27 protein-coding genes are annotated in these 23907 nt (G+C 75.1%); 10 read left to right on the forward strand and 17 right to left on the reverse strand.

Annotation, left to right across the window (positions count from 1 at the left end; genetic code table 11):
* Window positions 1–121: 121 nt before the first annotated feature.
* Together AB0J53_RS10495 and AB0J53_RS10500 are read right to left on the reverse strand one after the other, a co-directional pair.
* Complete coding sequence (locus AB0J53_RS10495) at window positions 122–1243, reverse strand: GntR family transcriptional regulator (RefSeq protein WP_364170815.1); 1122 nt, start codon at window positions 1241–1243, stop codon at window positions 122–124.
* 126 nt (window positions 1244–1369) lie between these two features.
* Window positions 1370–3580, reverse strand: a complete 2211-nt coding sequence (locus AB0J53_RS10500; protein WP_364170817.1) for an Ig-like domain-containing protein — start codon at window positions 3578–3580, stop codon at window positions 1370–1372.
* A gap of 229 nt (window positions 3581–3809) precedes the next feature.
* On the opposite strand from AB0J53_RS10500, the gene AB0J53_RS10505 reads away from it, so the two are divergent.
* Window positions 3810–4994: an SGNH/GDSL hydrolase family protein gene (locus AB0J53_RS10505; RefSeq protein WP_364170819.1), complete on the forward strand. Its 1185-nt coding sequence runs from the start codon at window positions 3810–3812 to the stop codon at window positions 4992–4994.
* A gap of 26 nt (window positions 4995–5020) precedes the next feature.
* On the opposite strand, the gene AB0J53_RS10510 is transcribed toward AB0J53_RS10505, so the two are convergent.
* Window positions 5021–5359, reverse strand: a complete 339-nt coding sequence (locus AB0J53_RS10510) for a transposase (protein WP_364170821.1) — start codon at window positions 5357–5359, stop codon at window positions 5021–5023.
* Window positions 5360–5527: 168 nt separating this feature from the next.
* Here AB0J53_RS10510 and AB0J53_RS10515 point away from each other — a divergent pair, with 168 nt between their 5' ends.
* Window positions 5528–6382, forward strand: a complete 855-nt coding sequence (locus AB0J53_RS10515; RefSeq protein WP_364170823.1) for an NAD(P)H-binding protein — start codon at window positions 5528–5530, stop codon at window positions 6380–6382.
* A gap of 6 nt (window positions 6383–6388) precedes the next feature.
* On the opposite strand, the gene AB0J53_RS10520 is transcribed toward AB0J53_RS10515, so the two are convergent.
* The gene (locus AB0J53_RS10520; protein ID WP_364170825.1) at window positions 6389–7741 is read right to left on the reverse strand and encodes an MFS transporter; all 1353 of its coding nucleotides are present in this window, start codon (window positions 7739–7741) and stop codon (window positions 6389–6391) included.
* A 125-nt stretch (window positions 7742–7866) separates the two neighbouring features.
* On the opposite strand from AB0J53_RS10520, the gene AB0J53_RS10525 reads away from it, so the two are divergent.
* Window positions 7867–8421 carry a TetR/AcrR family transcriptional regulator gene (locus AB0J53_RS10525; protein ID WP_364170827.1) on the forward strand — a complete coding sequence of 185 codons (555 nt, stop codon included), beginning with the start codon at window positions 7867–7869 and terminating at the stop codon, window positions 8419–8421.
* On the opposite strand, the gene AB0J53_RS10530 is transcribed toward AB0J53_RS10525, so the two are convergent.
* Both AB0J53_RS10530 and AB0J53_RS10535 read right to left on the reverse strand, forming a co-directional pair.
* Window positions 8418–9299 carry an alpha/beta hydrolase gene (locus AB0J53_RS10530; protein ID WP_364170829.1) on the reverse strand — a complete coding sequence of 294 codons (882 nt, stop codon included), beginning with the start codon at window positions 9297–9299 and terminating at the stop codon, window positions 8418–8420. The two genes, AB0J53_RS10525 and AB0J53_RS10530, sit on opposite strands and share 4 nt — an antisense overlap.
* Window positions 9296–9886, reverse strand: a complete 591-nt coding sequence (locus tag AB0J53_RS10535) for a WHG domain-containing protein (RefSeq protein ID WP_357589621.1) — start codon at window positions 9884–9886, stop codon at window positions 9296–9298. The genes AB0J53_RS10530 and AB0J53_RS10535 overlap by 4 nt, the downstream gene beginning before the upstream one ends.
* 78 nt (window positions 9887–9964) lie before the next feature.
* Here AB0J53_RS10535 and AB0J53_RS10540 point away from each other — a divergent pair, with 78 nt between their 5' ends.
* Complete coding sequence (locus AB0J53_RS10540; protein WP_364170832.1) at window positions 9965–11323, forward strand: CoA transferase; 1359 nt, start codon at window positions 9965–9967, stop codon at window positions 11321–11323.
* A gap of 19 nt (window positions 11324–11342) precedes the next feature.
* Here AB0J53_RS10540 and AB0J53_RS10545 read toward each other — a convergent pair whose 3' ends face one another.
* Window positions 11343–11990: a TetR/AcrR family transcriptional regulator gene (locus AB0J53_RS10545; RefSeq protein WP_364170834.1), complete on the reverse strand. Its 648-nt coding sequence runs from the start codon at window positions 11988–11990 to the stop codon at window positions 11343–11345.
* An 87-nt stretch (window positions 11991–12077) separates the two neighbouring features.
* Between AB0J53_RS10545 and AB0J53_RS10550 the strand changes: the two genes are divergently transcribed.
* Window positions 12078–12455 (forward strand): nitroreductase family deazaflavin-dependent oxidoreductase, encoded by a 378-nt coding sequence (locus tag AB0J53_RS10550; RefSeq protein WP_364170836.1) that lies wholly within the window; start codon window positions 12078–12080, stop codon window positions 12453–12455.
* A 7-nt stretch (window positions 12456–12462) separates the two neighbouring features.
* Here the strand turns inward: AB0J53_RS10550 and AB0J53_RS10555 are convergent, their stop codons facing one another.
* Both AB0J53_RS10555 and AB0J53_RS10560 read right to left on the reverse strand, forming a co-directional pair.
* Window positions 12463–13686, reverse strand: coding sequence for a cytochrome P450 (locus tag AB0J53_RS10555; RefSeq protein WP_364170838.1), 1224 nt, complete (start codon window positions 13684–13686; stop codon window positions 12463–12465).
* 46 nt (window positions 13687–13732) lie between these two features.
* Window positions 13733–14353 (reverse strand): TetR family transcriptional regulator, encoded by a 621-nt coding sequence (locus AB0J53_RS10560; protein WP_364170840.1) that lies wholly within the window; start codon window positions 14351–14353, stop codon window positions 13733–13735.
* Between the two features lie 168 nt (window positions 14354–14521).
* Here AB0J53_RS10560 and AB0J53_RS10565 point away from each other — a divergent pair, with 168 nt between their 5' ends.
* Together AB0J53_RS10565 and AB0J53_RS10570 are read left to right on the forward strand one after the other, a co-directional pair.
* Window positions 14522–14851 carry a hypothetical protein gene (locus tag AB0J53_RS10565; RefSeq protein WP_364170842.1) on the forward strand — a complete coding sequence of 110 codons (330 nt, stop codon included), beginning with the start codon at window positions 14522–14524 and terminating at the stop codon, window positions 14849–14851.
* A 57-nt stretch (window positions 14852–14908) separates the two neighbouring features.
* Window positions 14909–15508: a DUF305 domain-containing protein gene (locus tag AB0J53_RS10570; RefSeq protein ID WP_364170844.1), complete on the forward strand. Its 600-nt coding sequence runs from the start codon at window positions 14909–14911 to the stop codon at window positions 15506–15508.
* A gap of 6 nt (window positions 15509–15514) precedes the next feature.
* Here AB0J53_RS10570 and AB0J53_RS10575 read toward each other — a convergent pair whose 3' ends face one another.
* From AB0J53_RS10575 to AB0J53_RS10585, 3 genes are read right to left on the reverse strand one after another with little or no spacing between them, the layout of a single operon-like run.
* On the reverse strand, window positions 15515–16465 hold the full coding sequence (locus AB0J53_RS10575) for a M56 family metallopeptidase (RefSeq protein ID WP_364170846.1): 951 nt from the start codon (window positions 16463–16465) through the stop codon (window positions 15515–15517).
* Window positions 16462–16836, reverse strand: a complete 375-nt coding sequence (locus tag AB0J53_RS10580) for a BlaI/MecI/CopY family transcriptional regulator (protein ID WP_364170848.1) — start codon at window positions 16834–16836, stop codon at window positions 16462–16464. Before AB0J53_RS10580 ends, AB0J53_RS10575 begins: the two co-directional genes overlap by 4 nt.
* Window positions 16836–18029 (reverse strand): FAD-dependent oxidoreductase, encoded by a 1194-nt coding sequence (locus AB0J53_RS10585; protein WP_364170850.1) that lies wholly within the window; start codon window positions 18027–18029, stop codon window positions 16836–16838. The genes AB0J53_RS10580 and AB0J53_RS10585 overlap by 1 nt, the downstream gene beginning before the upstream one ends.
* Before the next feature lie 132 nt (window positions 18030–18161).
* On the opposite strand from AB0J53_RS10585, the gene AB0J53_RS10590 reads away from it, so the two are divergent.
* Window positions 18162–18371 (forward strand): heavy metal-associated domain-containing protein, encoded by a 210-nt coding sequence (locus AB0J53_RS10590; RefSeq protein ID WP_219507321.1) that lies wholly within the window; start codon window positions 18162–18164, stop codon window positions 18369–18371.
* Window positions 18372–18450: 79 nt separating this feature from the next.
* Here AB0J53_RS10590 and AB0J53_RS10595 read toward each other — a convergent pair whose 3' ends face one another.
* From AB0J53_RS10595 to AB0J53_RS10615, 5 genes are read right to left on the reverse strand one after another with little or no spacing between them, the layout of a single operon-like run.
* Window positions 18451–18588 carry a hypothetical protein gene (locus AB0J53_RS10595; protein ID WP_364170853.1) on the reverse strand — a complete coding sequence of 46 codons (138 nt, stop codon included), beginning with the start codon at window positions 18586–18588 and terminating at the stop codon, window positions 18451–18453.
* Between the two features lie 26 nt (window positions 18589–18614).
* Window positions 18615–18947, reverse strand: coding sequence for a cupin domain-containing protein (locus AB0J53_RS10600; RefSeq protein WP_364170855.1), 333 nt, complete (start codon window positions 18945–18947; stop codon window positions 18615–18617).
* 42 nt (window positions 18948–18989) lie between these two features.
* A complete protein-coding gene (locus AB0J53_RS10605) occupies window positions 18990–19376 on the reverse strand; it encodes a VOC family protein (protein WP_219507318.1) in 387 nt (128 codons plus the stop codon).
* Between the two features lie 26 nt (window positions 19377–19402).
* Window positions 19403–20617 carry an MFS transporter gene (locus tag AB0J53_RS10610; RefSeq protein ID WP_364170857.1) on the reverse strand — a complete coding sequence of 405 codons (1215 nt, stop codon included), beginning with the start codon at window positions 20615–20617 and terminating at the stop codon, window positions 19403–19405.
* Complete coding sequence (locus tag AB0J53_RS10615) at window positions 20614–21843, reverse strand: MFS transporter (protein ID WP_364170859.1); 1230 nt, start codon at window positions 21841–21843, stop codon at window positions 20614–20616. Before AB0J53_RS10615 ends, AB0J53_RS10610 begins: the two co-directional genes overlap by 4 nt.
* 80 nt (window positions 21844–21923) lie before the next feature.
* Between AB0J53_RS10615 and AB0J53_RS10620 the strand changes: the two genes are divergently transcribed.
* Together AB0J53_RS10620 and AB0J53_RS10625 are read left to right on the forward strand one after the other, a co-directional pair.
* Entirely contained in the window at window positions 21924–22817 is an 894-nt protein-coding gene (locus AB0J53_RS10620; RefSeq protein WP_219507316.1) for a LysR family transcriptional regulator, read from the forward strand.
* A gap of 13 nt (window positions 22818–22830) precedes the next feature.
* On the forward strand, window positions 22831–23850 hold the full coding sequence (locus AB0J53_RS10625; RefSeq protein WP_364170862.1) for an ornithine cyclodeaminase family protein: 1020 nt from the start codon (window positions 22831–22833) through the stop codon (window positions 23848–23850).
* Window positions 23851–23907: the final 57 nt, after the last annotated feature.

Genomic DNA, 23907 nt, shown 5'->3' on the forward strand with positions numbered 1-23907 from the left:
AAGGGGGGATCAGGGGGTGAAGGGGACGAGCGCGTGCCTGGGACCGCGCGCGCCTCTCGGGGGCGTGCGCGGTTGCCGGAACGTGCGCGTTCTGGGGGTGTGTGTTCTGGGGGTGTGCGTTCTAGGTCGGGACGCGTACTTCGACGAGGCTGCCGGAGGCGGCGCCGCAGGAGGCGCGCACGGCCAGGCGGGGCTGCAGCACCACGCGGCAGACCGGGGCGGCCGGGCCGAGCTCGATGCGGCGCAGCAGCAGCTCGGTCGCCATGCGGCCGACCTCGGCCTTGGGCGGCGACACGGCCGTCAGCGGCACCTCAGACAGGTCGGCGACCTCGTCGTCGTAGGCGACCACGGCGATGTCGTCGGGGACGGTGAGCCCGACCCGGCGCAGGTAGGGCAGCAGGGCGGTGGCCTCGCGGTCGCCCAGGCACACCACGGCGCGCACCTTCTCGGCGACCAGGGCGTTGGCGTAGGCGAGCAGGTCGGGGCCGGTCCAGACGGCCTGCCGGGCCGTGGCCGCCGGGATCTCCGGCAGGCCGAGGTCGGCGACGGCGCTGCGGAATCCGGCGAACACCTGCTCGGAGGTCGCGGTGCCGACGCGGCCGAGGTAGCCGATCCGGCTGCGGCCGAGCCCGCTCAGGTGCTGCACGGCCGCGTAGCCGCCGCCGGGCACGTCGGTGCAGACGTAGGAGGTCGGGTCGGCCGGCCTGGGGTCGGCCGGCCGGCGCTCGACCAGCACGTACGGCACCGGCAGCGTGCGCAGCCTGGCCAGGTGCGCGGCGGGGTCGGCGGCCAGGTGCAGGTTGGGCACCAGCAGCAGGCCGGCGACGCCGACGTCCACGAGCTGCTGGAGCTGGGCCGACTCGGTGGCGGGGTCGTAGTTGGAGCACGCGAGCACGAGCCGGACGCCGGCCGCGGTGGCGGCCCGCTCGATGCCCTCGACGATCCGGGGGAAGTAGTAGGTGGTGGACGGGACGAGCGCACCGATGAGCCGCGGCCCGGCGCCCGGGGTGGCCGCGACGGAGTTCGCCACGAACGTGCCCGACCCCTGCCGCCGGCGGACGAGCCCCTCCTCGACCAGGAGGTCCACGGCGCGGCGCACGGTGTTGACGCCGACCGCGTAGGTCCGGGCGAGCTCGGCCTCCGTCGGGAGTCTCGCGCCGACCGGCCAGCGGCCCTGGGAGATCTCCTGCCGCAGGCGGGCGGCGAGGGTGCGGAAGCGCCGACCCCTGGGGAGGGAATTCATTCCATCGGATGGCTCCATGACCGGATTCTTCGCCATATTCCGTCCATAAGTCAATCCTGAATTCATGCTTTATTCATTCGATAAATAGCATGAATTCATTCCTTTATTGCGGGCGCGCGTGCAGGGTCACCAGGACGCGGTGACGTCCCGGTCGCGGTCGTAGGCGCCGGCCCAGTAGCGGTCCGGGGCCGTCAGGCGGTGCACGGCGAAGCCGGTCTCGCCCGTCGCCTGCTTCAGCGTCTCCGACGTGGCCGTGGCCCATCCGCCGGCGTCGGCGGTCATCGTCACGTACCGGCCGGCGGAGAAGGTGAACCGGCCCCGCACGGTGGCGGCCACCGGCTCCCCGGTCTCCTGGTCCACCACGCGCAGCCGCACCCGCGCCACGCCGTTCTCCAGCGTGACCGCCATCGACTCCACCACCGCCGGGCGCAGGCCGGTGCCGCCCGTCGTCACCGTCACCGGGGCGGAGGCGGGGCCGCGGTTCCCGGCCACGTCCACCGGGACGACCCGGTAGTGGTAGGCGGTGCCCGGCAGCAGCCCCGTGTCGGTGTGCGCCAGGCCGCGCGCCCGCCCGGCGAGCGTGTCCGCCCCCGGCGTGAAGCCCGCCCGCGCCGACCGGTGCACCTCGTAGAAGGCCACCTCCGTGTCGTCGCCGGCCCGGCCGTAGGCCAGGTCGACCGTGGCGTGCTCGAACGCCGTGGCCGTCGGCGGGGAGGCCACGCCGGTCGGCGGGCCCGCGTCGGCCGGCGGGTCCGGCCACCGGGCCGACGGCCCCCAGACCGTGGGCAGCTCGCGGTAGGAGTCGTAGTGGTGCAGCGCGACCCCGGCGAAGGCCGGGCTCGCCGAGAACGCCGCGTACACCTTGGCCAGCTCGGCCTCCAGGGCGTCCCTGCCCTCCTCGCGGAAGGTGATGCTGGAAGGGTCGCCGCTGGTGGCGATGTCGAGGGTCTCGACCCCGACCACGACCGACAGCGGCTTGCCGATGCGCTCGGCGTAGGCCAGCTCGCCGGCGGCCTGCGCGATGATGCCCGCGCTCCCGTCGGCCGTGTCGCGGTAGTCCATGATCGCGATGTAGTCGGACAGGTCCTGCACGTGCTCCGACAGCGGCCGGGTGACGCCGCCGTACGGGATGGCCGTGCAGCATGCCGACACGTCCAGCCAGCGGGGCACCGCCGGCCCGAACAGCAGCGGCTGGCCGGAGGCGTCCCGGCGGGCGATCATCGCCCGCAGCGTGTCCAGCCACTGGATCTGCGGCTCCGGCTTGGCGCTGGTGAACCACGGCAGGATGTACGGCTCGATGTCCACGTTGATCCCGTCGAAGCGCTGCTCGGGCGCGGAGGACAGGTTGTAGTTCAGCACCCGCTCCATCTCCCGCACCGCGCGGTCGCGGTAGCGCGGCAGCGCCCCCAGGTACGGCGGCCGGGTGCCGCCGGCGACGGTGGCGTGCACCCGCATGCCGCGGCGGTGCGCCCAGGCCACGAAGTCGCGCAGCCGGGGCCGGGCGTCCTCGATCACGTCGCGCCCGGCGTGGACGTCCACGCCCAGGTAGATCGTCGAGCCGGGGTCGAGGACGGTCTCCAGCAGGCGGCGCGAGCCCGGGTTGAGCACCAGGTTGTAGGAGGCCTTCTCCCAGATCCACATCGCCCGGTCCTGCCGGTGCGGTGCCGGCCGTTCCTTCTCGGCCGTGCCCAGCAGCACGTACCTGGTCGCGGACCGGGACACGTGGCCGCGCGCGTCCACCGCCTCGGCCTCCAGGCTCGCCGCCACGTCACCGTGGTGGGAGGGGGTCAGCAGCGCCGTGTAGCGCCCGGCCGCGCCGGTGGCGCGCGTCCACGGCCCGCCGTTGACCCGCACCCGCACCGTGCGCACGTCGTGGTCCCGCACGTCCACGCGGATCGGGGTGGGTTTGGAGAGCCGGGCGCCGTCGGCGGGCGCGGTGATCGCCACCTGGGGCGCGCGGGCCGCCGGGTTGTCCAGCCGCAGCGTCGTCGGCCGCGACCACACGCCGTAGCGGGTGCGGGCGTCGCTCGCCCTGGCGTAGACCTCGACGTCCCCGTGCAGGTCGCGGGTGTCCAGGTCGTAGGACCAGGTGCCGGTGTCGTCGGCGTCGGGGTCGCTGACGCGGGCCCGTTCGATCCGCTCGCCGCCGACGACGAGGGTCACGTCGTACGCGCCGGTGAATCGCCCGGCCAGGCGGACGACGCCGGGAGCCGTCTCGGCGGAGTCGATCACCACCGAGGAGGGTTCGACGGCGCCGGGGGCGGGCGGCGGCAGGGCCGCGACCCCGGTCAGGGCGAGCAGCAGCCCGCCGGAGATCCGCGAGAACCGTAAAGGCATGAGAGGCCACCTCCATAGGAATGAATCAGAGCCGGAGGAAGGAATGTCCGGGCAGAGCGCCCAGGAATGGCGCAACAATAACGGGACGTTTCCGGAATAAAAATGGCGTGAATTCCCTCCCGCACGGCAGGCGGCATCAGAGCGGCCGCCAGCAGAAATGTTTCGATAGCCTGACATGCGGCTTGTATGCTGCTGCGGACCAATCCCCCGAAAGTTTCGAGGTGCCGGCTTGCCGGACGAGCCCCGCTGGGTGACCACCTGGGCCTCGGCCCCCCAGCTCACCGAACCGGGCGACCTGCCGCCCGCCCCCTACACGCGCGACGGCCTCACCCTCGCGGGCAGCACGCTGCGGCAGACCGTGCGCGTCTCCGCCGGCGGGCCGAGGATCCGGCTGCGGCTGTCCAACGCGTTCGGCGGCGCCCCGCTGCGGCTCACCCGCGTCCTGCTGGCGCTGCCCCGCGACGGCCGGTCGGGGGAGCGCGCCGTCCGGCCGGGCACGTCCCGGCCGGTGACCTTCCACGGCCGGACCCCGGCCGTCGTGCCGCCCGGCGCGCACGTCGTCTCCGACCCGCTCGACCTGGACGTGCCGCCGCGCGCCGTGCTCACCGTCACCCTCCACCTCGCCGGCGGGCACCCGGCGGCGGGCCTCACCTCCCACCCCGGCTCCCGCACGACCTCCCACCTCGCCCCCGGCGACCAGGCCGGCGCCGCCGACCTGACCGGCGCCACATCCGTCGACCACTGGTACCTGCTCAGCGGCGTCGAGACGTGGTCCACGGCCCCCGCGCTCGCCCTGCTCGGCGACTCCCTCACCGACGGCCGGGGCTCCACCACCAACGGCGACGACCGCTGGCCCGACCGGCTCCTCGACCGGCTGCCGCCGGGCGCGGCCGCCGCCGTCGTCAACCAGGCGGCGGGCGGCAACCGGGTGCTCGCCGACGGCCTCGGCCCCGCCGCGCTGTCCCGCCTCGACCGCGACGTGCTCGCGCAGAGCGGCGTCGACCGGCTGCTCGTCTTCGAAGGGGTCAACGACCTCGGCACCGCCCCGCCCGCCCCGGACGCGCAGAAGGACGTCGCCGGCGAGCTGATCGCCGCCTACCAGCAGATCGTCGTGCGCGCCCACGCGCGCGGCATGCTCGTGTACGGCGCCACGCTCACGCCGTTCGGCGGCCACGTCCCGTACGACGATCCGGACGGCCACCGCGAGGCCGCCCGGCAGGAGGTCAACGCCTGGATCCGCGGCGGCGGCGCGTTCGACGCGGTGGTGGACTTCGACCGGGCGGCCCGCGACCCGGCGGACCCCCGGCGGCTGCGCCCGGCCTACGACGAGGGCGACCACCTGCACCTCAACCCGGCCGGCTACCGGGCGCTCGCCGCCGCCTTCCCGCTGGATCTGCTCACGGCGGCGCGGTGACGGGCCACGTCTCTTTTGGTGATTTTTCAGTCGTAAACACGTGATGACACGCAGTCACGGATCGCCCGCGTCCAGTCGGCCAGCGCGGGATCGCCCGCCGTGGCCTCGCACAGCCGCTGCCACAGACCGGCCCTGGTCCAGCGGGTGAACCAGCGGTGCGCCGTGGGCACGGTGACGCCGAACGCCGCCGGCAGGTGCTGCCACGCGCAGCCGCTCGTGACCACGTACACGACCGCCGTCATGACCGTGCGCGCGTCGGCGGCGGCCCGGCCGCCGCCCTGGCGGCGGGGCGGCGGCTCCGGCACCAGCGGACGGACCGCATCCCACAGCTCATCAGGGACCAGACGCCGGGCGAGTGCCTCCATGACGCAGATCCTCCTCCATGATCCGCGCGCACGCGCGCTGAGCTGCCAAATGAGACGTGAGCCGATGTGCGCGACGGCGATCGGCGCGGCTAGCCTCGGCGCTCGATCGGCGGCCCCCGGCCGTCCGCCGAGGGGACTCTCGGCGCCATCGACGAACGGAGCACAGCTATGACGATCCTCGTGACCGGCGCGACGGGCACGGTCGGGCGCATCGTGGTCGACCGCCTGCTGCGGGCCGGGCAGCGCGTCCGGGCCCTGACGCGCGACCCGGCGGGCGCCGGGCTGCCCGACGGCGTGGAACTGGTGGCCGGGGACCTCGCCGGCGCGGCGGCGGCGCTCGACGGCGTGGACCGGGTCTACTACCTGGCCGGCATGCTCGCCCCCGAGACCGCGGCCGAGCAGGCCCGCGCGTTCGCCCGGCGGGCGGCCGAGGCCGGGGTGACCCGCGTGGTGACGATGACCGGCGTGGCGGTCACGGTCCGGCGGCCCGGCAGCTACGAGATGCTGCTCGAGGTGGAGGAGGCCGTCGAGGCGTCCGGCCTGGAATGGACGCACGTGCGGCCGGGCGAGTTCGCCGCCAACAAGCTGGACCTGTGGGCGCCGTCGATCCGGGCCGAGGGCGTGGTGCGCAGCGCCTTCCCCGACGCGCTGGGCGTGCCGATCCACGAGGCCGACATCGCCGAGGTCGCCGTCGCCGCCCTGCTGGAGGGCGGGCACGCCGGTCGCGCGTACTCGCTGAGCGGCCCGCAGGCGCTCAGCCACCGCGAGCAGGCCGCCGCCATCGGCGACGGGCTCGGCCGGAGCCTGCGCTTCGAGCCGCTCACGTACGGGCAGGCGCGCGCCGCCTGCATCACCGCGGGCATCCCGGCCGAGATCGCCGAGTACCTGCTCGGCTACCAGGCCGAGTACGCCGAAGAGCCGCCCGCGGTGCTGCCCGACGTCGAGCGGGTGCTCGGGCGGCCGGCGCGCACGCTCGCCGAGTGGGCCGCCGACCACCGGGCCGACTTCACCCCGGCCGCGTAGCGCCGGTCAGCGGGCCGCCTGCTGCGCCACGGGAGGACGGGCGCGCTGCGGGCGGGGAAGGAGCTGGACGAGCCCGGCGACGGCCAGCGCCACGGCGATCACGTAGATCAGCCCGTGCTGGAACGCCTGGCTCACCCCGCCCGCCAGGCCGCCGTAGAAGACGATTCCGACGATCCCGACGCCGAGCGCGGCCCCGACCTGCTGGACCGTCGTCAGCACCCCGGCCGCGGACCCGGCGTGGCGGGGCGCGACCCCGGCCAGCACCGTGCCCATGATCGGCGCGAGCGCCAGCCCCATGCCGAACCCGTCCACGGCCAGGATCGGCACCAGCCACCCGAGCGGCGCCTGCGCCGCCACGGCGGCGAGCAGCACGGTGAGGGCGACCGCCCTGGTCAGCCCGCCCACCGCGATCGCCTGACGGCCGAGCCGCGCGACGAACCTGGGCGCGAGCCGCGAGGCCGCCAGATAGCCGAGCCCGATCGGCGTGAAGACCAGCCCGGCCTCCAGCGCGTCCAGTCCGGCCGCGCCCTGCACGTACAGGGCGAAGATCAGGAAGTACGCGGCCATGCCCATGGTGAAGGCGAGCTGGGTCAGCAGGCCGGCGGTGAACGCCCGCTCGCGGAACAGGGCCAGGTCGATCAGCGGCGAGGCGTGCCGGCGACGGCCGTAGGCGGTGAGGAGCGCGAGCGCGACGAGCGGCGACAGCCACGTCCACAGCGGCCAGCCCTGCTCGCGGCCCTCGATCAGCGGCAGCAGGGTCGCCACCAGCGCGCCGGTGACCAGGGCGGCCCCGCCCAGGTCGAGCCGCGCGGCCGTGCCGGCGCGGCTCTCGGGCACCACGGCGCGGGTCAGCGCGAGCGCCGCCACGCCGATCGGCACGTTGATCAGGAAGCAGGCCCGCCAGCCGAGCCCGAACAGGTCGGCCTGGATCAGCATGCCGCCGATGAGCTGCCCGAACACCGCGGCCAGCCCCATGGTCAGCGCGTAGGCGTTGAGGGCCCTGGCCTGGGCGGCGCCGCTGTAGGCGGTGCGCAGGATGGCGAGCACCTGCGGGGTGAGCGCCGCCGCGGCCAGCCCCTGGGCGACGCGGGCGGCGATGAGCGTGGCGGCGTCGGGGGCCAGGCCGCACGCCAGCGAGGCGAGCGTGAACAGGGCCAGCCCGATGGCGAACACGCGGCGGCGGCCGAACAGGTCGCCGAGCCGTCCGCCGAGGATCAGGCCGGACCCGTAGGCCAGGCCGTAGCCGGCGACGATCCACTCGACCTCGGCGGCTCCGGCGTGCAGGTCACGCTGGATGGCGGGGATGGCGACGTTGACGATGAAGAAGTCGAGAATCGTGACGAACACACCGGTCAGCACGGTGGGAAGGGTGTGCCCGCGCGGGGCATGGCAGCTCCAATAGATAGAACGGTCGGTATACGCCGCCATTAGATAGAATGGTTGGTCTAAGTGTCAATCCGCCGTTCTTCGATCGGATGCGTGTGATGAGCAGACCGGGCCCGCGCGAGCGGCTTCTCGAAGCCGCCAGCGACCTCACCTACGAGCAGGGCGTCCACGTGGGCGTGGACGCGATCCTCAAACGGGCCGACGTCGCCCGCCGCTCGCTCTACCAGCACTTCGGCGGCAAGGACGGGCTGATCGCCGAGACGCTCGCGACCGCCGGGCTCGACGCCCGCTACCGGCAGGTGATGGACGGCGCCGGCGACGACCCCCGGGACCGGGTGCTGGCCGTCTTCGACGCGCTGGACGAGATCACCACGCGGCCGACGTTCCGCGGCTGCCGCTACACGGCGGCCGACCTGGCCCTCACCGACCGGGACCACCCCGCCCACGCCGAGGTCCGCGCGTACAAGGAGAGGCTGCGGGGGCTGTTCGAGGACGAGCTGCGCCGCCACGGGCACCCCGAGCCCGGCTTCGGCGCCGATCAGATCCTCGTGCTGATCGACGGGGTGCTCGCGCACGCCGTCACCCGCCCCGGCGCCCACCCCGCCCGCGCAGCCCGGGCGATGGCCGAGGCGGTGCTCGACCGGCGCGGCTAACCGGCCAGCGTCTCGCGGAGCAGCTCGGCGAACGCGGCGGGGTGGGTGCTGAGCCCGGTGTGCCCGCCGGGGAAGTGCACGAGCTCGGTGCCGAACCGTCCGGCCAGGCAGGCGGCGGGGCGGTAGGGCAGCTCGCCGCGCGATTCGTCGCCGGCCGCGAGCACCAGCCGGCCGGCCAGGGCCGCCAGCCGGTCCACGTCGGGGGCGTAGGCCATGAAGGCGGGCACGATCCGGCCGAGGAAGTAGGGCAGGTTGGCCATCGTCCGCTCCGCCCGGGCCGCCGCGCCGGGCGGCAGCTCGACCGGGGCGGCGGATTCGGCGGGCCCGGCGGGTTCGGCGGGCCCGGCGGGTTCGGCGCCGCCCGGCCGCCGCAGGGCCGCCGCGAACTCGGCGGCCGCCGGCATCAGGCCCTCGCGGCGGAAGGTGTCCTGGACGCGGGCGAGCATCGCGCGGTGCTCGGCGGCGTCGGGCAGCACCTCCACCACGGGCGGCTCGTGCGCCACCACGCGCTCGACCCGGTCCGGGTGGGTGGCGAGCAGGTGCAGCGCGACGATCGCCCCCGAGCTGCACCCGGCCACGCGGGCGGGCGCGCCGGGCGACAGCAGCTCGATCAGCCGGTACGCGTCGTCGGCGTGCGAGGCGACATGCTGCTCGGCGCCGGGGTCGTCGAGCGGGCTGCGCGACATGCCGCGCGCGTCGTACGAGGCCACCGTCCAGTCGGCGGCCAGCACGTCGGCGACGCCGTCGTAGGAGGCGGCGTCGCCCGCGCCGCCGGGGATCAGCAGCAGGAGCGGGCCCTGCCCGCGCACCTCGTAGTGCAGGGTCGCGCCCGCCACGCGCAGGCGGCCGGTGGCGGTGGCGGGGGCGGGGGCGGTCATGACGGATCTCCTTCACGTGCGGGCCAGCGCTCCAGGAGCGCGTGCAGGGCGTCGAGGCAGCGGACCCAGGAGTCCGCGGCGGGCCGCGCGTGCGCGAACCCGCCGGCCGCCTCCAGGCTGACGAAGCCGTGCAGCGTGCTGCGCACCAGCCGGACCGCGTCGGTCAGGTCGGGCTCGGCCAGCGCGTAGGCGCGCAGCATGCTGTAGGTCAGCTCGATCGCGCGCCGCGGCCCGGGGGCCCGGGCGGCCAGCTCGGGATCGATCCGCGCCGGGACCTGCGTCGCGGTGTAGCGGCCCGGGTGGTCGTGGGCGTAGGACCGCCACGCGTCCGCGAACGCCACGAGCGCGTCCTTCCCCGCCCGCCCGGCGGTCGCCTCGGCGATGCGAATCGTCTTCTCGTCCGCCGCCAGCAGCGCGATCCGGCCGCGCAGGTCCTCCAGCCCGCGTACGTGCACGTACAGGCTCGCGTCCTTGACGCCGAGCCGCCGCGCCACCGCCGACATGGTCACGTGCTCCAGCCCGACCTCGTCCGCCAGCTCGGCGCCCGCGGCCGTCACCCGGTCCGCCGTCAACCCCGCCCGCGCCATCCGCACTCCTAGAGTAGCTAAGCAAAACCTAATGGTCCTAGGCTATTCCTTGTCGCTCGAGGATGGCAAACTGTTTCGATGACGTACGAACAGGACGCGGCGACCGCTCACGCCTGGGCCGCGCTCGGCGGGCCGTCCGAACTGGCGGCGACGGTCGCGTACGAGGGGGCGGGCGACGTCCTGGCCGCGCGGCTGCCGGTGCGGGAGCTGGCCCGGGCGAGCGTGGGCGTGTGCTCGCTGGCGGCGGCCGAGCTGCTGGCGCGGCGCAACGCGACGCCGCCGCCCCCGGTGCGGATCCGGGAGGCGGCGGTGGCCACGGCCTTCGTCAGCGAGCGGCACCTGCGCGTCGGCGGCAAGTCCCCGCGGGCGTTCGCGCCGCTGTCGCGCTTCTGGCGCGCGGCCGACGGCTGGGTCCGCACCCACGCCAACTACCCGCACCACCGCACCCGGCTGCTGGACGCCCTCGGCGTGGCCGACACGGGGGACGACCAGGAACTGGCCGAGATCCTGGCTGCCGAGCTGGCCGCCCGCCCCGCCCGGTGGATCCAGGAGACCGTCTACGCGGCCGGCGGCCTGGCCGTCGCCGTCGCCCCGCCCGGCGGCGCCGTCCACCCGCTCGTCGAGACCGTCCCCTCGGACGGGAGCCGCCCGGACCGGCTGCCCCCGGCGCCGCTGCCCGCCGCCGGGGTGCGCGTCCTGGACCTGACCCGGGTCATCGCCGGTCCCGTCGCCACGCGCACCCTCGCCCTGCTGGGCGCCGACGTGCTGCGCGTCGACCCGCCGAACCTGCCGGAAAGCGCCGACAGCCACGCCGACACCGGGATGGGCAAGCGCTCGGCGCTGCTGGACCTGACGGCCGCCGACGGCCGGGCCGCCTTCGCCGAGCTCGTCGCCGCCGCCGACGTCGTCGTCCACGGCTACCGCCCCGGCGCGCTGGAGGCGCTCGGTCTCGGCGACGTGCTCGCGCGGCGTCCCGGCCTGATCGTCGCCCGGCTGTGCGCCTGGGGCTGGTCGGGGCCGTGGGCCGCGCGGCGCGGCTTCGACAGCCTGGTGCAGGCGGCGAGCGGCATCGCCGTGATCGAGGCGGGCCCCGACGGCAGCCCCGGCGCGCTCCCCGCCCAGGCGCTGGACCACGGCACCGGCTACCTGCTGGCCGCCGCCGTCCTGCGCGCGCTGACCGACCGGCAGCGCACCGGGCTCGGGCGCTCGGTCCGGCTCTCCCTCGCGGGCACCGCGTCCTGGCTGATGAACGACCTGCGTCCCGTCCCGGCCGAGGGCGACGGCTACGACGCGGGCCCGTGGCTGGCCGAGACCGGCTCCCCGTACGGGCTGCTCCGCCACGCGCTGCCGCCGGTCCACTACGAGGGCGCGCCCCGCACCTGGCGCACCCCGCCGTCCCTGTGGGGCGGCGACACACCCGCCTGGGCGCCCGCGTAGCCACGCCGCATTCCGGGCGCTATCCGCGCCGGGTCTCGAGCGCGTCCAGGATGAGGTCGAGGCCGTAGCCGAACTCCTCCGCGTAGTCGTAGCCCGGCCGCAGCGCGTGGCCGGTGATCATCTCCCTCAGGTACGGCAGGCCGTCCGGGAGGTGTTCCAGGATGTCGCCGGCCACGTCCTCCACCTCGGCGGGCGTGGACAGCGGCAGGTTCGCCTCCTGCAGCACGAAGCCACCGACGTAGCTGTCGACGAGCGAGACGGCGTGGGCGGCCATCGGCAGCGAGAACCCCGCCTCCCGCAGCACGCCGAGGACGGCGTCGTGGTGGCGCAGCGTCGCCGGGCCCGGCCGGCGACGGGAGTCGATCAGGCCGAGGGCCCAGCTGTGCCGCGAGAGCACCGCGCGGGCGGAGCGGGCTCGGGCCCGGATCGCCGCGCGCCAGTCGCCGTCCCCGGGCCGGGGCAGCTCGATCGCCGCGAACACCGCGTCGACCACGCCGTCGAGGATCGCGTCCTTGTTCGGCACGTGGTGGTAGAGCGACATCGCCTCCACGCCCAGCTCCTGCGCCACCCGCCGCATCGTGATCGCCTCGGCGCCGCCGCGGTCGGCGACCCGGATCGCGGCCTCCAGCACGAGCTCCCTGCTGAGCGGCTGGCGAGGTGGTGACACGACGGCTCCCGGGACGGCGACAGGGGTTGACAGCCTTACGAGTGTAAGTCAGCCTTACGGGCGTAAGCCCGAGATGAGGAGATCCCGATGCCGATGCCGCTGTGGTGGGGGCGCCTGAACAAGCGCGTGTTCAACCCCCGGGCGGTCGCCCGGGGGTCGTGGCCGGTCCTGACGCACGTCGGCCGCGTCTCCGGCGCCACCTACCGCACGCCGCTCGACGCGCACCCGGTCGACGGCGGCTACCTGTTCGTCCTGGTGTACGGGTCGGGCGCCGACTGGGTGCGCAACATCCTGGCCGCCGGGGAGGCGCGGCTGCGGGTCGGCGGCAAGGAGGTGGCGCTCACCGCCCCGCGCGTCGTCGGGCGGGAGGAGGCGTTCCGGGCGCTCCCCGCCGGGGTCAGGCGCCCGCCGAGGCTGCTGCGCATCACCGAGTTCCTCCGCATGGACACGATTCCGCTGGGCTGAGGATCCCTCAGGACGCGCCGCCGTCCGTGCGCACCGGCAGCGCGGTCAGGGCCCGCTGCATGCCCGGCCGCCAGCCGATCTCGGCCGCCGGCACGGCCAGCTCCAGGCCGGGGAAGCGGCCGATCAGCGTGCGCAGCGCGATCTGGGTCTCGGCCCTGGCCAGCGCCGCGCCCAGGCAGTAGTGGATGCCGTGGCCGAACCCCAGGTGGGTGTTGTCCTCGCGGCCCACGTCGAGCAGCGCCGGCCGGTCGAAGCGGCGCGGGTCCCGGTTCGCCGCCGCGTACACGACCTGCACCGCCTCGCCCGCCGGGATGCGCGTGCCGCCGAGCTCCACCGGCTCCAGCGTGTAGCGCATCACCGCGATCTCGGCCGGTCCGGTGACGCGCAGGAACTCCTCCACGGCCGCCGGGACGGCGTCCAGGTCGTCGCGCAGGCGCGCGAGCAGCTCCGGGCGGGTCAGCAGCAGCCGCACGCTCTGGCTGATGAGCGAGACCGTGGTCTCGTGCCCGGCGATCAGCATGCTGATCCCCAGCGCCACCAGCTCCTCGTCGGCCAGCCGGTCGCCGTCGTCCTCCTGGACGCGGACCAGCGCCGACAGCAGATCCTCCGCGCCGTCGACGCCGTCCGTCCCGGCGGCGCGCTTGGCCGCGACCAGCTCGCTCATGTACGCGACCAGGCCCCGCGCCCCGGCGGCGATGCGGGCGGGGTCGGGCGCGGTCAGGTCGCCGGCCCACGCCCGCCAGATGTCGCGGTCGGCCGAGGGCACGCCGAGCAGCTCGCAGATGACCTGGATGGGCAGCGGGTACGCGAACCGCTCGATCAGGTCGAACTCCGCCGGCAGCCCGTCGAGCAGCGCGTCGGTGATCTCCTGGATGCGCGGGCGCAGCCGCTCCACGCGCCGGGCGGTGAACCCGCGCGACACCAGGCGCCGCAGCCGCGTGTGGTCCGGGGGGTCGTAGGCGCCGAGGGTGCGCAGCAGGTAGGGGGCCACGTCGTCGGGCAGCCCGGCGGCCGCGGCCACGTCCAGCTTGGACTGCCGGGAGATGTCGCTGCTGAAGCGCGGGTCGGTCAGCGCGGTCACGCACTCGTCGTAGCCGGTGACCAGCCAGATCAGGGTGCCGTCCAGGTAGCGGCCCCGGCTGACCGGTCCGTCGCCGGCCAGCCCGGTCAGGAAGGCGTCGCGGTCGGCCGCGGTCATCAGGCCGAGGATCTGCGGCTCGGTGGTGCTCATGCTCAGGACTCCAGAAGGTCGAGGGGGAGGGGATGGGGAGGCGCCGTCATGGGGACCGCCGCTCCTCGCGGACCGCGTCCCAGGCGTCCAGGACGCGGTCGTCGGTGAACAGGCCGCGGGTGAAGATCTCGATCCCGGCGCGGGAGGCGCGCAGCGTCCGGTCCGTCTCGGACCCGCCGCCCGGCAGCGCCCGCGCGAGGTGCTCGCCGAACGTCAGCGGCGCCAGCAGCCACGTCACGTAGACGGCGGCGCGGGCGCGCGGGTCGTCGCTGGGACGCACCCGGCCGGTGCGGACGCCTTCCTCCAGCCAGCGTTCGGCCGCCGCGACGATGTCGTCGAACAGCGCCGCCGCCGCCGGGCTGCCGTCGAGGAACGCGCGCCCCAGGTAGAGCCGCATCGCCGAGCTCGCCTCCAGCATGGCCGCCAGGCCGCTGACGTCGTCGAGGTCCGCGCCGGGCCCGCCGCGCACCAGCTCGACCACGTACGCGTCGCACGCCCTGCGCAGCCCTTCCTTGGAGCCGAAGTGGTGCAGGACCAGCGCGGCGGACACGCCCGCGCGGGCGGCGATGGCGCGCACGCTCACCCGGTTGACCCCTTCGGCGCCGAACAACTCCAGTGCCGCGTCCCGGATCCGGGCCCGCCCGGTCAGGTCACTGTCTGAACGCATGAACAGGATGCTAAACGATTGTTCAGCCCGATGGGAAACTACTAGTTGACTTAGTAGCGGGTAGGCATGTCGCCGGTGGGCTTACGAGCTTCTTACTACGACACGTAGTAGTCTCCCGTTCTGGTCGTCACAGGAGGAGCGGTGGAAGTTCGGCAGCGGCGTCTCGCGATGCGTGTCGCGCGTGCCGTCCTGCTGGTCGCCGTCGCCCTCGGTGTCTACGGCATGCACACGCTGGGCCACCACAGCGGCCATCAGGCCGGCGGGCACCACCTGCACGAGCCCGGGTTCGCCCAGGGGCAGGAGCTGCCCGATCTCGACCCGGCCGCCGTGTGCCTGGCGGTGCTGACCTCGTTCCTGATCGTCGCCACGGCGGCGTGGATCGTGCGACGGCGGGGGAGCGCGACCCCCGGGCGGGCCCCCTCGGCGCGGCGGGTCGCCAGGCCGCCGCCCGACCCCGTCTCCGTGCGCCTGGCACGGCTCTCGGTGCTGCGCATATAGGCCGGCGTCCGCCTCCGCGACGGATGCCCGTACCCACGAACCGAGAGAACGACAACCATGCGCACCAACCGTACGATCACGATCACCGTCACCGCGGGCGCGCTCGCGCTCCTGACCGCGTGCGGCGCCACGGCCTCGAACGACGCCGCCCCGGCCGCGACCGCCACCGCCACCGCCGCTACGGCGGCGACGCCGTCGCAGGCCGGGTTCAACGACGCCGACGTCATGTTCGCGCAGATGATGATCCCGCACCACGAGCAGGCGGTCGAGATGGCCGAGCTCGCCCCGGACCGCGCGGGCGACCCGGAGATCAAGGAGCTGGCGGCCCGGATCAAGGCGGCGCAGGACCCCGAGATCGCGACCATGCAGGGCTGGCTGACCACCTGGGGCAGGCCCGCCCCCGAGGGAGGCATGGGTCATGACATGCCCGGCATGATGTCCGAGGCGGACCTGGCCAAGCTGAAGTCCGCCAAGGGCGCGGAGTTCGACAGGCTCTTCGCCGAGCAGATGATCGCCCACCACGAGGGCGCGATCGAGATGGCCCGCGCCGAGCAGGCCGGCGGGGCCGACCCGGCCGCCAAGGAGCTCGCCAAGGCGATCGAGACCGCCCAGCGGGCGGAGGTGGCCGAGCTCCGGAAGATCCTCGACCGGCTCTGAGCCGGGCTAGAAGGGCAGCACCGCGTGACAGTGGTGCGCCAGCAGGGCGCTCAGCCCGGGCGCCGCGGCCAATGTCGCGGGCCCGGCGAGCAGCAGCGTGACCGTCAGCCCCCCGGCGAGCCGCTCACGGCGGCCGAGCGGGGGCTGCGGGCTCAGCATGCGGCGGATCCGCAGCAGGGCCGTCTCGCCGCCCGCCCCCAGGGCGGCGGCGGGCGCCCGCCCGGTGGCGAGGCGGACCAGGGCGGCCGCCAGGTGGGCGCGCGGATGGCGGCGGGCCGCCACGTCGTCGGCCAGCAGCTCGACCAGCCGCGCGACCTCCGCCCGCGCCTCGGCGAACAGCGGCACCCGGGGGCAGGCCCGCGCGAACGTCTCGGCGGCGGCCAGCAGCAGATGGTGGCGGCCGCGAAGATGCGCCCGCTCGTGCGCGAGCACGGCGGCGACCTGCTCGGGAGCCAGCGACCGCAGTGCGCCGGTGGTGATGACCGCCTGCCCCCCGCGGCCGGGCACGCAGTAGGCCAGGCGCTCGTCGTGGTCGACGACGAGCGCGCCGAGCCGGGCGTCGTGCCGCCCGAGCAGCGACAGCGCCTCGGCGTGCCGCGCCCGCTCCCGGCGCGCGCCCACCAGGACGGCCCCGCCCGCGCACGCGCCCCACACCACCACGGACGTGGCGGCCGCGAGCGCGGCCAGGACCCGCGCGAGGTCCGGGCGCGCGTCACCGGCGAACATCGCCGCGCAGATCTCCAGCCACCCGGCGAGCCCGTGACCCACCACCGGCCCCGGCACGGCGGCCGCGAACACCGCGAGCAGCGCGGACACGGGCACCGACCCGCAGGCGGCCAGCCACATCGCGATCGCCCGCCGGGGCGCCCGGTCGGCCCAGCCCGCCCGCCGCAGCAGCCGGGGCAGCGCCAGCGCCCCGGCGACGCAGTGGAGCGCGAGGATCACCGTGACGATCACGTGTCGCGTCCCCCCGGGGGGTATACCTGCAGGGCCGCCTCCAGGGCCTTGGCCTCCTCGGGCGTGAGCCGTTCGAGGAAGTGCACCAGCGTGGCCGCCCGGTTGCCGCTCCCGGCCAGCGACGCGCGCATGACCTCGGCGGTGTAGGCCTCCTTGGAGGAGACCACCTCGTAGACGTAGGCCCGGCCGACCGGCTCGCGGCGCAGCAGCCCCTTGGTGTGGAGCTTGTCCATCACGGTCATCACCGTCGTGTAGGCGATGGGGCGCTCCTGGCGCAGGTGGGCGAGCACGTCACGGACCGTGGCGGGCTCGTTGGTGGCCCACAGATGATCCATGATCGTGGATTCGAGCTCTCCCAGACCCCGCGCCATCACCCCATGCTAGCGGCGAGCACCGACTCCAGCGGGTCACCGGCCGCGACGGCCCGCTTGACCCGGACGAAGTCCCTCGGCGCGTCGACCCCGACGACGCCGACCAGCGTCCCGGCCCTGGCGAACGCGACAGCGAACCGGCCCTCCTCCGGGGCGCCGGCGGCCACGCGCGCCTCGTCCGCCAGGTGCGGCAGCCCGGCCGTCTGGACGCGGACGCCGTGCACGTGCGTCGCGAACGAGGGCAGCCCGGCGTAGGGCGTGGCGTCCTCCCTGCCGGCGAGCAGGTTCAGCGCGGCGGCGGCGCCCTGCTCGTTGGCGTTCGCCCAGTGCTCGACGCGGACGGACGCGCCCCCGTACCGGGCGTGCGGCCAGCGGGCGACGTCGCCCGCCGCCACCACGCCGTCGGCGCCGGTCGCGAACAGCGCCGCGTCGCACACCACCCCGTCGTCGAGCGTCAGCCCGCTGCCGCGCAGCCAGCCGGTGTCGGGGACCACGCCCGTCGCCGCGATCACCAGGTCGGCGGGGAGCGTGCGCCCGTCGTCCAGCCGCACCCCGCTCACCTGGCCGGTCCCCTCCAGGCCCGTCACGCGGCGGCCGGGGACGAGGTCCACGCCGTTGCTCCGGTGGTGGCCGGCCAGCCAGCGCGAGGCCAGGTCGCCCAGCACGCCGCTCATCGGGTACGGCGCCGCGTCGACGAGGGTGACAGCCAGGCCGAGCGAGCGGGCGGTGGAGGCGACCTCGCCGCCGATGAAGCCGCCGCCGACGACCACGACGTGGCGGTGCCCGGCGGCGAGCTCGGCGCGCAGGGCGAGGGCGTCCTCGACGGTGCGCAGCGTGTGGACGCCCTCGAGGGCGCCGGGCAGCGGGCGCGGCCGGGCGCCGGTGGCGATGACGAGCCCGTCGTAGCGGACCTGCGTGCCGTCGTCCAGGGTGACGAACCGGCCGGCCGTGTCCAGCCGCACCGCGTTGCGGCCCCGCAGCCAGCGGTCGCCCAGCTCCTCGGCGCCGGGCAGGGTGATCTCGTCGTCGCCCCTGAGCATGCTCTTGGACAGCGGCGGCCGGTTGTAGGGCAGGTGGCGCTCCGCGCCGACGACGACGATCTCGCCCGCGAAGCCGGCGCCGCGAAGGGTCTGCACGGCACGGAGCCCGGCCAGCGACGCGCCCACGACCGTGATGGTGTTCAACGTTGTCATGCCGGGGACTATATACCGGGAGGGGGTATGAGCCATACCCCTGCGGGGTTGGGGTTGCGCCGACGCGCATCGTGCCGTAGGTTCAACCCGGCGATACCCGCTGGGGGTATCCGGGACCGAAGGGGAGTCGGCATGAGCAGCAGCATCTACACCGTGAGCGGGATGACGTGCGGCGGCTGCGCGGGCACGGTGAAGACCGAACTGGGCAAGATCTCCGGCGTCACCGCCGTGGACATCGAGCTGGCGACCGGCCGGGTGACCGTGACGGGCGACGGGCCCGTGGACGAGGCCCTGGTGCGCGACGCCGTCGAGGGGGCGGGCTACGAGCTCACCGCCGTCTGACCTGCGGGGCGAGCGCGGGCGGCCACCGGTTGGGGTGTGGCCGCCCGCGCTCTTTTCCCGGGCGCCGGCCTCTGGGGCGTCAGCGCGTCTGGACGCGGAGGGAGATGATCGTGCCGGGCGGGACGGTGGCGGACGAGACGGCTCCGGGGGAGACCTGCGGGCCGACGTTGTAGACGTAGCCGACGGCGGGGTTGACGTGCAGGACGGTGATCGCCACCTGGTGCTGGCCGTCCCCCGGCCGGATCAGGGCAGCTTGGCGACGGTCAGCAGGACCGCGGAGTCCTCCAGTGCCTCCAGGTCGTGGCGGGCGTCCGGCACGATGAGCAGGTCGCCCGTGCGCCCCTCCCACGACTCCGCCCCGGCCGACATGCGGACCCGGCCGTGCAGCACGTGCACCGTCGCCTCGCCGGGATTCTCGTGCTCCGCGAGCCGCGCGCCCTGCCGCAGGGCGATGACCGTCTGGCGCAGCACCTTCTCGTGCCCGCCGTAGACCGTGCCGGCCGCGTGACCGGCGGTGGTGCCGGCCGCCCGGTCGGCTTGCTGACGGGCCAGGGCGACGAGCGAGATCTTCTGCATGCCGCCATTATCGCAACCCGCCCCGCCGCCGCCCGGCGCGGCTCAGCGCTCGGCGTCCTGCGGGTACCAGCGCAGCTCGACGGTGTTGCCGTCGGGGTCGAGCACGTACACCGACTGCGCGGTGCCACGCGCGCCGAACCGGGGGACCGGTCCCTCCAGCACGGTGAAGACGCCGGAGTCGATCACCTCCTGCCAGTCCAGCGGCTCCACCACGAGGCAGAGGTGGTCCACGTTGGACTCGCCGCGCGGCTTGGCCACCAGGTCGATGATGGTCGATTCGCTGACCCGCACCGACGGGAACGGCGCCCTGCCCGCCCGCCACTCCTCGACCCGCACCTGCGCCAGGCCGAGCGTCCCCGCGTAGAACTCCAGGGACCGCTCGACGTCGGCGACGTTGAGCACCAGGTGGTCGAAGTCCTTCACGCGCATCTCGTTCTCCCGTTCTCTCAGGTGGATCACTCGCCGGCGGTCAGCACGTCCTCGCGGGCGGCGGGCGCCTTCCCGCGGCCGGTGCCGAGTGTGAGGAGCAGCGAGGCCGCTGTCAACGCGACCCCGAACCACACCACGCTGGTGACCCCCAGCCGGTCGGCGAACAGCCCGCCGAACAGCGCGCCGAGCGCGATGGAGGTGTTGTACGACATCGTGTTGAGCGACATCGCCGCCTCGAAGGTGTCCGGCGCGGCGGCCTGCGTCATGTTGACCTGGCACAGCTGCACCACGCCGAACGAGACGCCCCACAGGACCAGCGCGACGACCGCGCCGACCGGCCCGTCCCCGATCGCGAGCAGCAGGAGGAGCGACCCCACGAGCCCCGCGCAGCCCGCGACGAAGCTGCCGCGCAGGCTTCTGGTCACCGTGTAGCCGGCGATGAAGTTGCCCGCCGCGCCGCCCGCGCCGTAGACCATGAGCACCGCGGTGACGAAGAACGGCGTCGCCGACGCCGCCTCCTCCAGGTAGGGGCGCACGAACGTGTACGCGCCGAAGTGGCCGAGCACGAACAGCATCACCGTCACCAGCACCAGCCGCAGCGGCACGTTCCTGAGCGGCAGCCCGAAGACCTCCCGCACCGAGACGGCGTTCGCCGACGGCAGCGACGGGATCAGGGTGACGACCGCGACGAGCACCAGCGCGCTCAGCCCCGCCCAGATGAGGAACGTGGTCCGCCAGTCCGTGAGGCTCTCCAGCACCGTCCCCAGCGGGATGCCGACGACCGCGGCGATCGAGATGCCGGACATGACGACCGCCGCCGCCCGGCTCGCCTGCCGCTCCGGGACCAGCCGCATCGCCATGCTCACCCCGATGGCCCAGAACACGCCGCTGGCGAAGCCCATGATCAGCCGCGTCACCAGCACCAGCGGGTAGCTCGGCGAGATCGACGTGACCAGGTTGCCCGCCACCAGGATCACCAGCAGCACCGACAGCAGCACCCGCCGGTTGACCCGCCTGGTCCACGCCACGATGAACGGCACGCCCAGCCCGGCCGAGACGCCGTACAACGTCACCATCAGCCCCGCGACGCCCACCGAGATGGCCAGGCTCGCGCTCACCGGGGTGAGCAGCCCGACGGGCATCAGCTCCGTGGTGAGGAAGACGAACAGGCTCGCGGTGATCGCGGCCACCCCCAGCCAGCCTCGCAGGGCCGAAGGGGACGGCGTTTGCGCAATAGTCATGATTCTTCCTTGTCATCGATCCAACGTCGTGCGGAAAGGCGTTCCAGCGCCCACACCGCGAAGGTCGCGGCCGACAGGGCGCCGCCCAGCAGGCTCACGCCGGTCCAGCCGGCCGCGGTCCAGGCCGCGGAGCCGAGCGCCGACCCGGCCGCGCCGCCGAGGAAGAACGCGGTCATGAAGGCGGAGTTGAGCCGGTTGCGGCTCTCGGGGCGGAGCGCGTAGACGACGTGCTGGCCGGCGTTCAGCACCGCCTGCTGGGCCATCGTCAGCAGGAGCACCCCGGCGACCAGCCACCCCACCGAGACCGGGCCGCGGCCGATCAGCGCCCACGACAGCGCCAGCACCGCCGCGCCGATCCCGCTGACCCGCTGCACCCACCCCCGGTCGGCCAGCCGGCCGGCGATCGGCGTGACGATCACCCCGGCGACCCCGGCCAGCCCGAACAGGCCGATCCCCGCCTCGCTCCAGCCGTACGGCGGGCCGGACAGCAGGAACGTGACCGCCGTCCACAGCGCGCTGAACGCGGCGAACGACAGCGCGCCCATCGCCGCCCGCAGGCGCAGCGCCGGCTCGTCGCGGAACAGCGCGACCGTCGAGCGCAGCAGCGCCGGGTACGACAGCCCGATCGGGGTGTGCAGACGCGGCAGGAAACGCCACAGCAGCACGGCCACGACCGCCACCAGCACCGCGTTCACCCAGTAGATCGTCCGCCAGCCGCCCAGCTCGGACAGCGTGCCGGAGACCGTACGGGCCAGCAGGCCGCCGAGCAGCAGCCCCGCCATCACCGTGCCCACGACCCGGCCCCGCTCGGCCGGCGCCGCCAGCGTGGCCGCGTACGGGACCACGACCTGCGCGGCCACGGACGCGAGCGCCGTCAGCGCGGTGCCCGCCAGCAGCATCGGGGCGCTCGTCGCGAGCGCCGACACCACCAGGAACACCGCCGTGGCCGCGAACAGCACCACCGCCAGCCGGCGACGCTCCACCAGGTCGCCCAGCGGCACCAGCAGGATCAGCCCCAGCGCGTAGCCGCCCTGCGCGGCCGTCACGACCAGCGCCGCCGTCGTGGCGTCCAGCCCCAGCTCCCGCCCGATCACGTCGAGCAGCGGCTGGGCGAAGTAGTTGCCGGCGACCGACAGCCCGGTGGCGGCCGACATCAGCAGCAGCAGCCCGCGGCCCAGCCGGGCGGGAGCCTCGGCCGGGGGCGCGTGCCGCGCGGTTTCCGTCATGCCTCAAGGGTGGGGGAGCACCGATCGATGAGTCCAACAAATAGTTTTCATGGAGATCGATCGTGATGCATCATGGATCGGTGGAACTGCAGCAGCTGAGATACGTCGTCGCCGTCGCCGAGACGAACAACTTCACCCGCGCCGCCGAGCGCTGCCGCGTCGTGCAGTCGGCGCTCAGCCACCAGATCGCCGCCCTCGAACGCGAGCTCGGCGCCCGGCTGTTCGAGCGGACCAGCCGCCGCGTCCGGCTGACGGCCGCCGGGGAGGCGTTCCTGCCCGAGGCCCGCCAGTGCCTGGAGGCCGCCGACCGCGCGCGGGCCGAGGTCGCCGCCGCCGGCGGCGAGATCCGCGGGCGGCTCGCCGTCGGCGCCATCCCCACCGTCGCCGCCGTCGACCTGCCCGTCGCCCTGCGCGACTACCGCCGCCGCCACCCCCGCGTGCACATCACGCTCATCTCCGCCGGCAGCGAGGACCTCATCGAACGCGTCCGCCGCGGCGGCGTCGACGTCGCCTTCCTCGGCCTGCCGCCCACCACCGAGCCCAAGGGCGTGCGCAGCCGCCCGCTCGGCGGCGGCGAGCTCGTCGCCGTCGTCGCCCCCGGCCACCCCCTGGCCGGCGGCGAGGCCGACCTGCGCGCCCTGGCGGGCGAGCCGTTCATCGACTTCCGCGCCGGCCACGCCGGCCGCCAGCAGTCCGACGACGCCTTCGCCGCCGCCGGCGTACGGCGTGAGGTGCCGTTCGAGGTCTCGTCCGGCGACTTCATGGCCGACCTCGTACGGCAGGGACTCGGCGTCGGCATGCTGCCCGCCGCCTACGCGCCCCGGTTCGCCGATCTGGGCGTCATCCGGCTGCGCGACGCGCCCACGCGGGTCGAGCACCTGATCTGGGACACCCGGCCGTCACCCGCCGCCGCGGCCTTCCTCGACCTCGTCCGCGAGACCCGGCCCGAGCGGGAGGAGACCGGGGCGGGCTGAGATCATCGACCGCATGACCCGGATCCTCACCCGCCGCGACCTGACCGCCCTGCTCGACCCCGCGGCCTGCCTCGAAGCCCTGCGCGACGGCTTCACCCGCGGCGACGCGGCCGTCCCCGGGCAGCGGATCCGCACCGACCTGCCGTTCCCCGGCACCGCCACCGCGCTCATCCCCGGGCTGCTGCCGGGGATCGACGCCTACACGGTGAAGGTCAACGCCAAGTTCCCCGCCGCCACGCCCGCGCTGCGCGGGGTCATCTGCCTGCACAGCGGCCACGACGGCGAGCTGCTGGCGCTGCTGGACTCGGCGACGGTCACCGCCTGGCGCACCGGGCTGGCCGCCGCGCTCGGCACCCACACCCTGGCCGCCGATCCCGGGGGAGAGACGGTCGTCGGCGTCATCGGCGCGGGCGCCCAGGCCGACCTCATGGTCACCGGCCTGCGCCGGCTCCGCCGCGTGACCAAGCTCCTCGTCCACGACACCGACGAACCCCGCGCCCACGCCTTCGCCGCCCGCCATGCCGGAGCCCCCGCCCACTCCGCCGCCACCCGTCCCGGGGTCGGGGCCGCTCACCCCGGCGGGTTGGCGGTCGAGATGGCCGGGTCGGCGGGGGAGGTGGCCGAGCGGGCGGGGATCGTGCTGCTCGCGACCTGGTCGCGGGCCCCGCTGCTCCGCCTGGCCGACACGCGGCCGGGTCAGCATCTCACCAGCCTGGGCGCCGACGAGCCCGGCAAGTGCGAGCTGGCCGCCGACGTGCTGGAGGCCGCGCTGGTGGCCGTGGACGACCGGGAGCTGGCCGCCGCCATGGGCGCCCTGGCCGCGGCCGGTCTCCCGGCGGAGGCCGCCGACGCCACCCTCGGCGAGATCCTGCGCGGCGAGCACCCCGGCCGCACCGGCCCGGAAGCGCGCACCGTCTACGCCCCGGTGGGCCTGCCGTGGCAGGACCTGGCCCTGTCCTGGCTCGCCTACCAGGAGGCCGGACGCCGCGGGATCGGCCTGGAGGTGGACCTTTTGGACACCCCCACCGGCTGACCTTGTGGGATGCTGGTGGGGTGACGCTGGAGGACCTGGTCCGGCTGCGCCGGGCCC

The sequence above is a fragment of the Nonomuraea sp. NPDC049725 genome, from assembly GCF_040674795.1.
GTDB classification, from domain to species: domain Bacteria; phylum Actinomycetota; class Actinomycetes; order Streptosporangiales; family Streptosporangiaceae; genus Nonomuraea; species Nonomuraea ceibae.

Bases quoted from the DNA above. Each gene is read 5' to 3' on its own strand.
- AB0J53_RS10580 (WP_364170848.1), bottom strand. From the start codon at position 16,836: ATGGCGCGGGGTCTGGGAGAGCTCGAATCCACGATCATGGATCATCTG.
- AB0J53_RS10550 (WP_364170836.1), top strand. From the start codon at position 12,078: ATGCCGATGCCGCTGTGGTGGGGGCGCCTGAACAAGCGCGTGTTCAAC.
- AB0J53_RS10495 (WP_364170815.1), bottom strand. From the start codon at position 1,243: ATGAATTCCCTCCCCAGGGGTCGGCGCTTCCGCACCCTCGCCGCCCGC.
- AB0J53_RS10625 (WP_364170862.1), top strand. From the start codon at position 22,831: ATGACCCGGATCCTCACCCGCCGCGACCTGACCGCCCTGCTCGACCCC.
- AB0J53_RS10615 (WP_364170859.1), bottom strand. From the start codon at position 21,843: ATGACGGAAACCGCGCGGCACGCGCCCCCGGCCGAGGCTCCCGCCCGG.
- AB0J53_RS10510 (WP_364170821.1), bottom strand. From the start codon at position 5,359: ATGGAGGCACTCGCCCGGCGTCTGGTCCCTGATGAGCTGTGGGATGCG.
- AB0J53_RS10585 (WP_364170850.1), bottom strand. From the start codon at position 18,029: ATGACAACGTTGAACACCATCACGGTCGTGGGCGCGTCGCTGGCCGGG.
- AB0J53_RS10605 (WP_219507318.1), bottom strand. From the start codon at position 19,376: ATGCGCGTGAAGGACTTCGACCACCTGGTGCTCAACGTCGCCGACGTC.
- AB0J53_RS10530 (WP_364170829.1), bottom strand. From the start codon at position 9,299: ATGACCGCCCCCGCCCCCGCCACCGCCACCGGCCGCCTGCGCGTGGCG.
- AB0J53_RS10610 (WP_364170857.1), bottom strand. From the start codon at position 20,617: ATGACTATTGCGCAAACGCCGTCCCCTTCGGCCCTGCGAGGCTGGCTG.
- AB0J53_RS10500 (WP_364170817.1), bottom strand. From the start codon at position 3,580: ATGCCTTTACGGTTCTCGCGGATCTCCGGCGGGCTGCTGCTCGCCCTG.
- AB0J53_RS10525 (WP_364170827.1), top strand. From the start codon at position 7,867: ATGAGCAGACCGGGCCCGCGCGAGCGGCTTCTCGAAGCCGCCAGCGAC.
- AB0J53_RS10590 (WP_219507321.1), top strand. From the start codon at position 18,162: ATGAGCAGCAGCATCTACACCGTGAGCGGGATGACGTGCGGCGGCTGC.
- AB0J53_RS10560 (WP_364170840.1), bottom strand. From the start codon at position 14,353: ATGCGTTCAGACAGTGACCTGACCGGGCGGGCCCGGATCCGGGACGCG.
- AB0J53_RS10555 (WP_364170838.1), bottom strand. From the start codon at position 13,686: ATGAGCACCACCGAGCCGCAGATCCTCGGCCTGATGACCGCGGCCGAC.
- AB0J53_RS10540 (WP_364170832.1), top strand. From the start codon at position 9,965: ATGACGTACGAACAGGACGCGGCGACCGCTCACGCCTGGGCCGCGCTC.
- AB0J53_RS10600 (WP_364170855.1), bottom strand. From the start codon at position 18,947: ATGCAGAAGATCTCGCTCGTCGCCCTGGCCCGTCAGCAAGCCGACCGG.
- AB0J53_RS10565 (WP_364170842.1), top strand. From the start codon at position 14,522: ATGCGTGTCGCGCGTGCCGTCCTGCTGGTCGCCGTCGCCCTCGGTGTC.
- AB0J53_RS10535 (WP_357589621.1), bottom strand. From the start codon at position 9,886: ATGGCGCGGGCGGGGTTGACGGCGGACCGGGTGACGGCCGCGGGCGCC.
- AB0J53_RS10570 (WP_364170844.1), top strand. From the start codon at position 14,909: ATGCGCACCAACCGTACGATCACGATCACCGTCACCGCGGGCGCGCTC.
- AB0J53_RS10515 (WP_364170823.1), top strand. From the start codon at position 5,528: ATGACGATCCTCGTGACCGGCGCGACGGGCACGGTCGGGCGCATCGTG.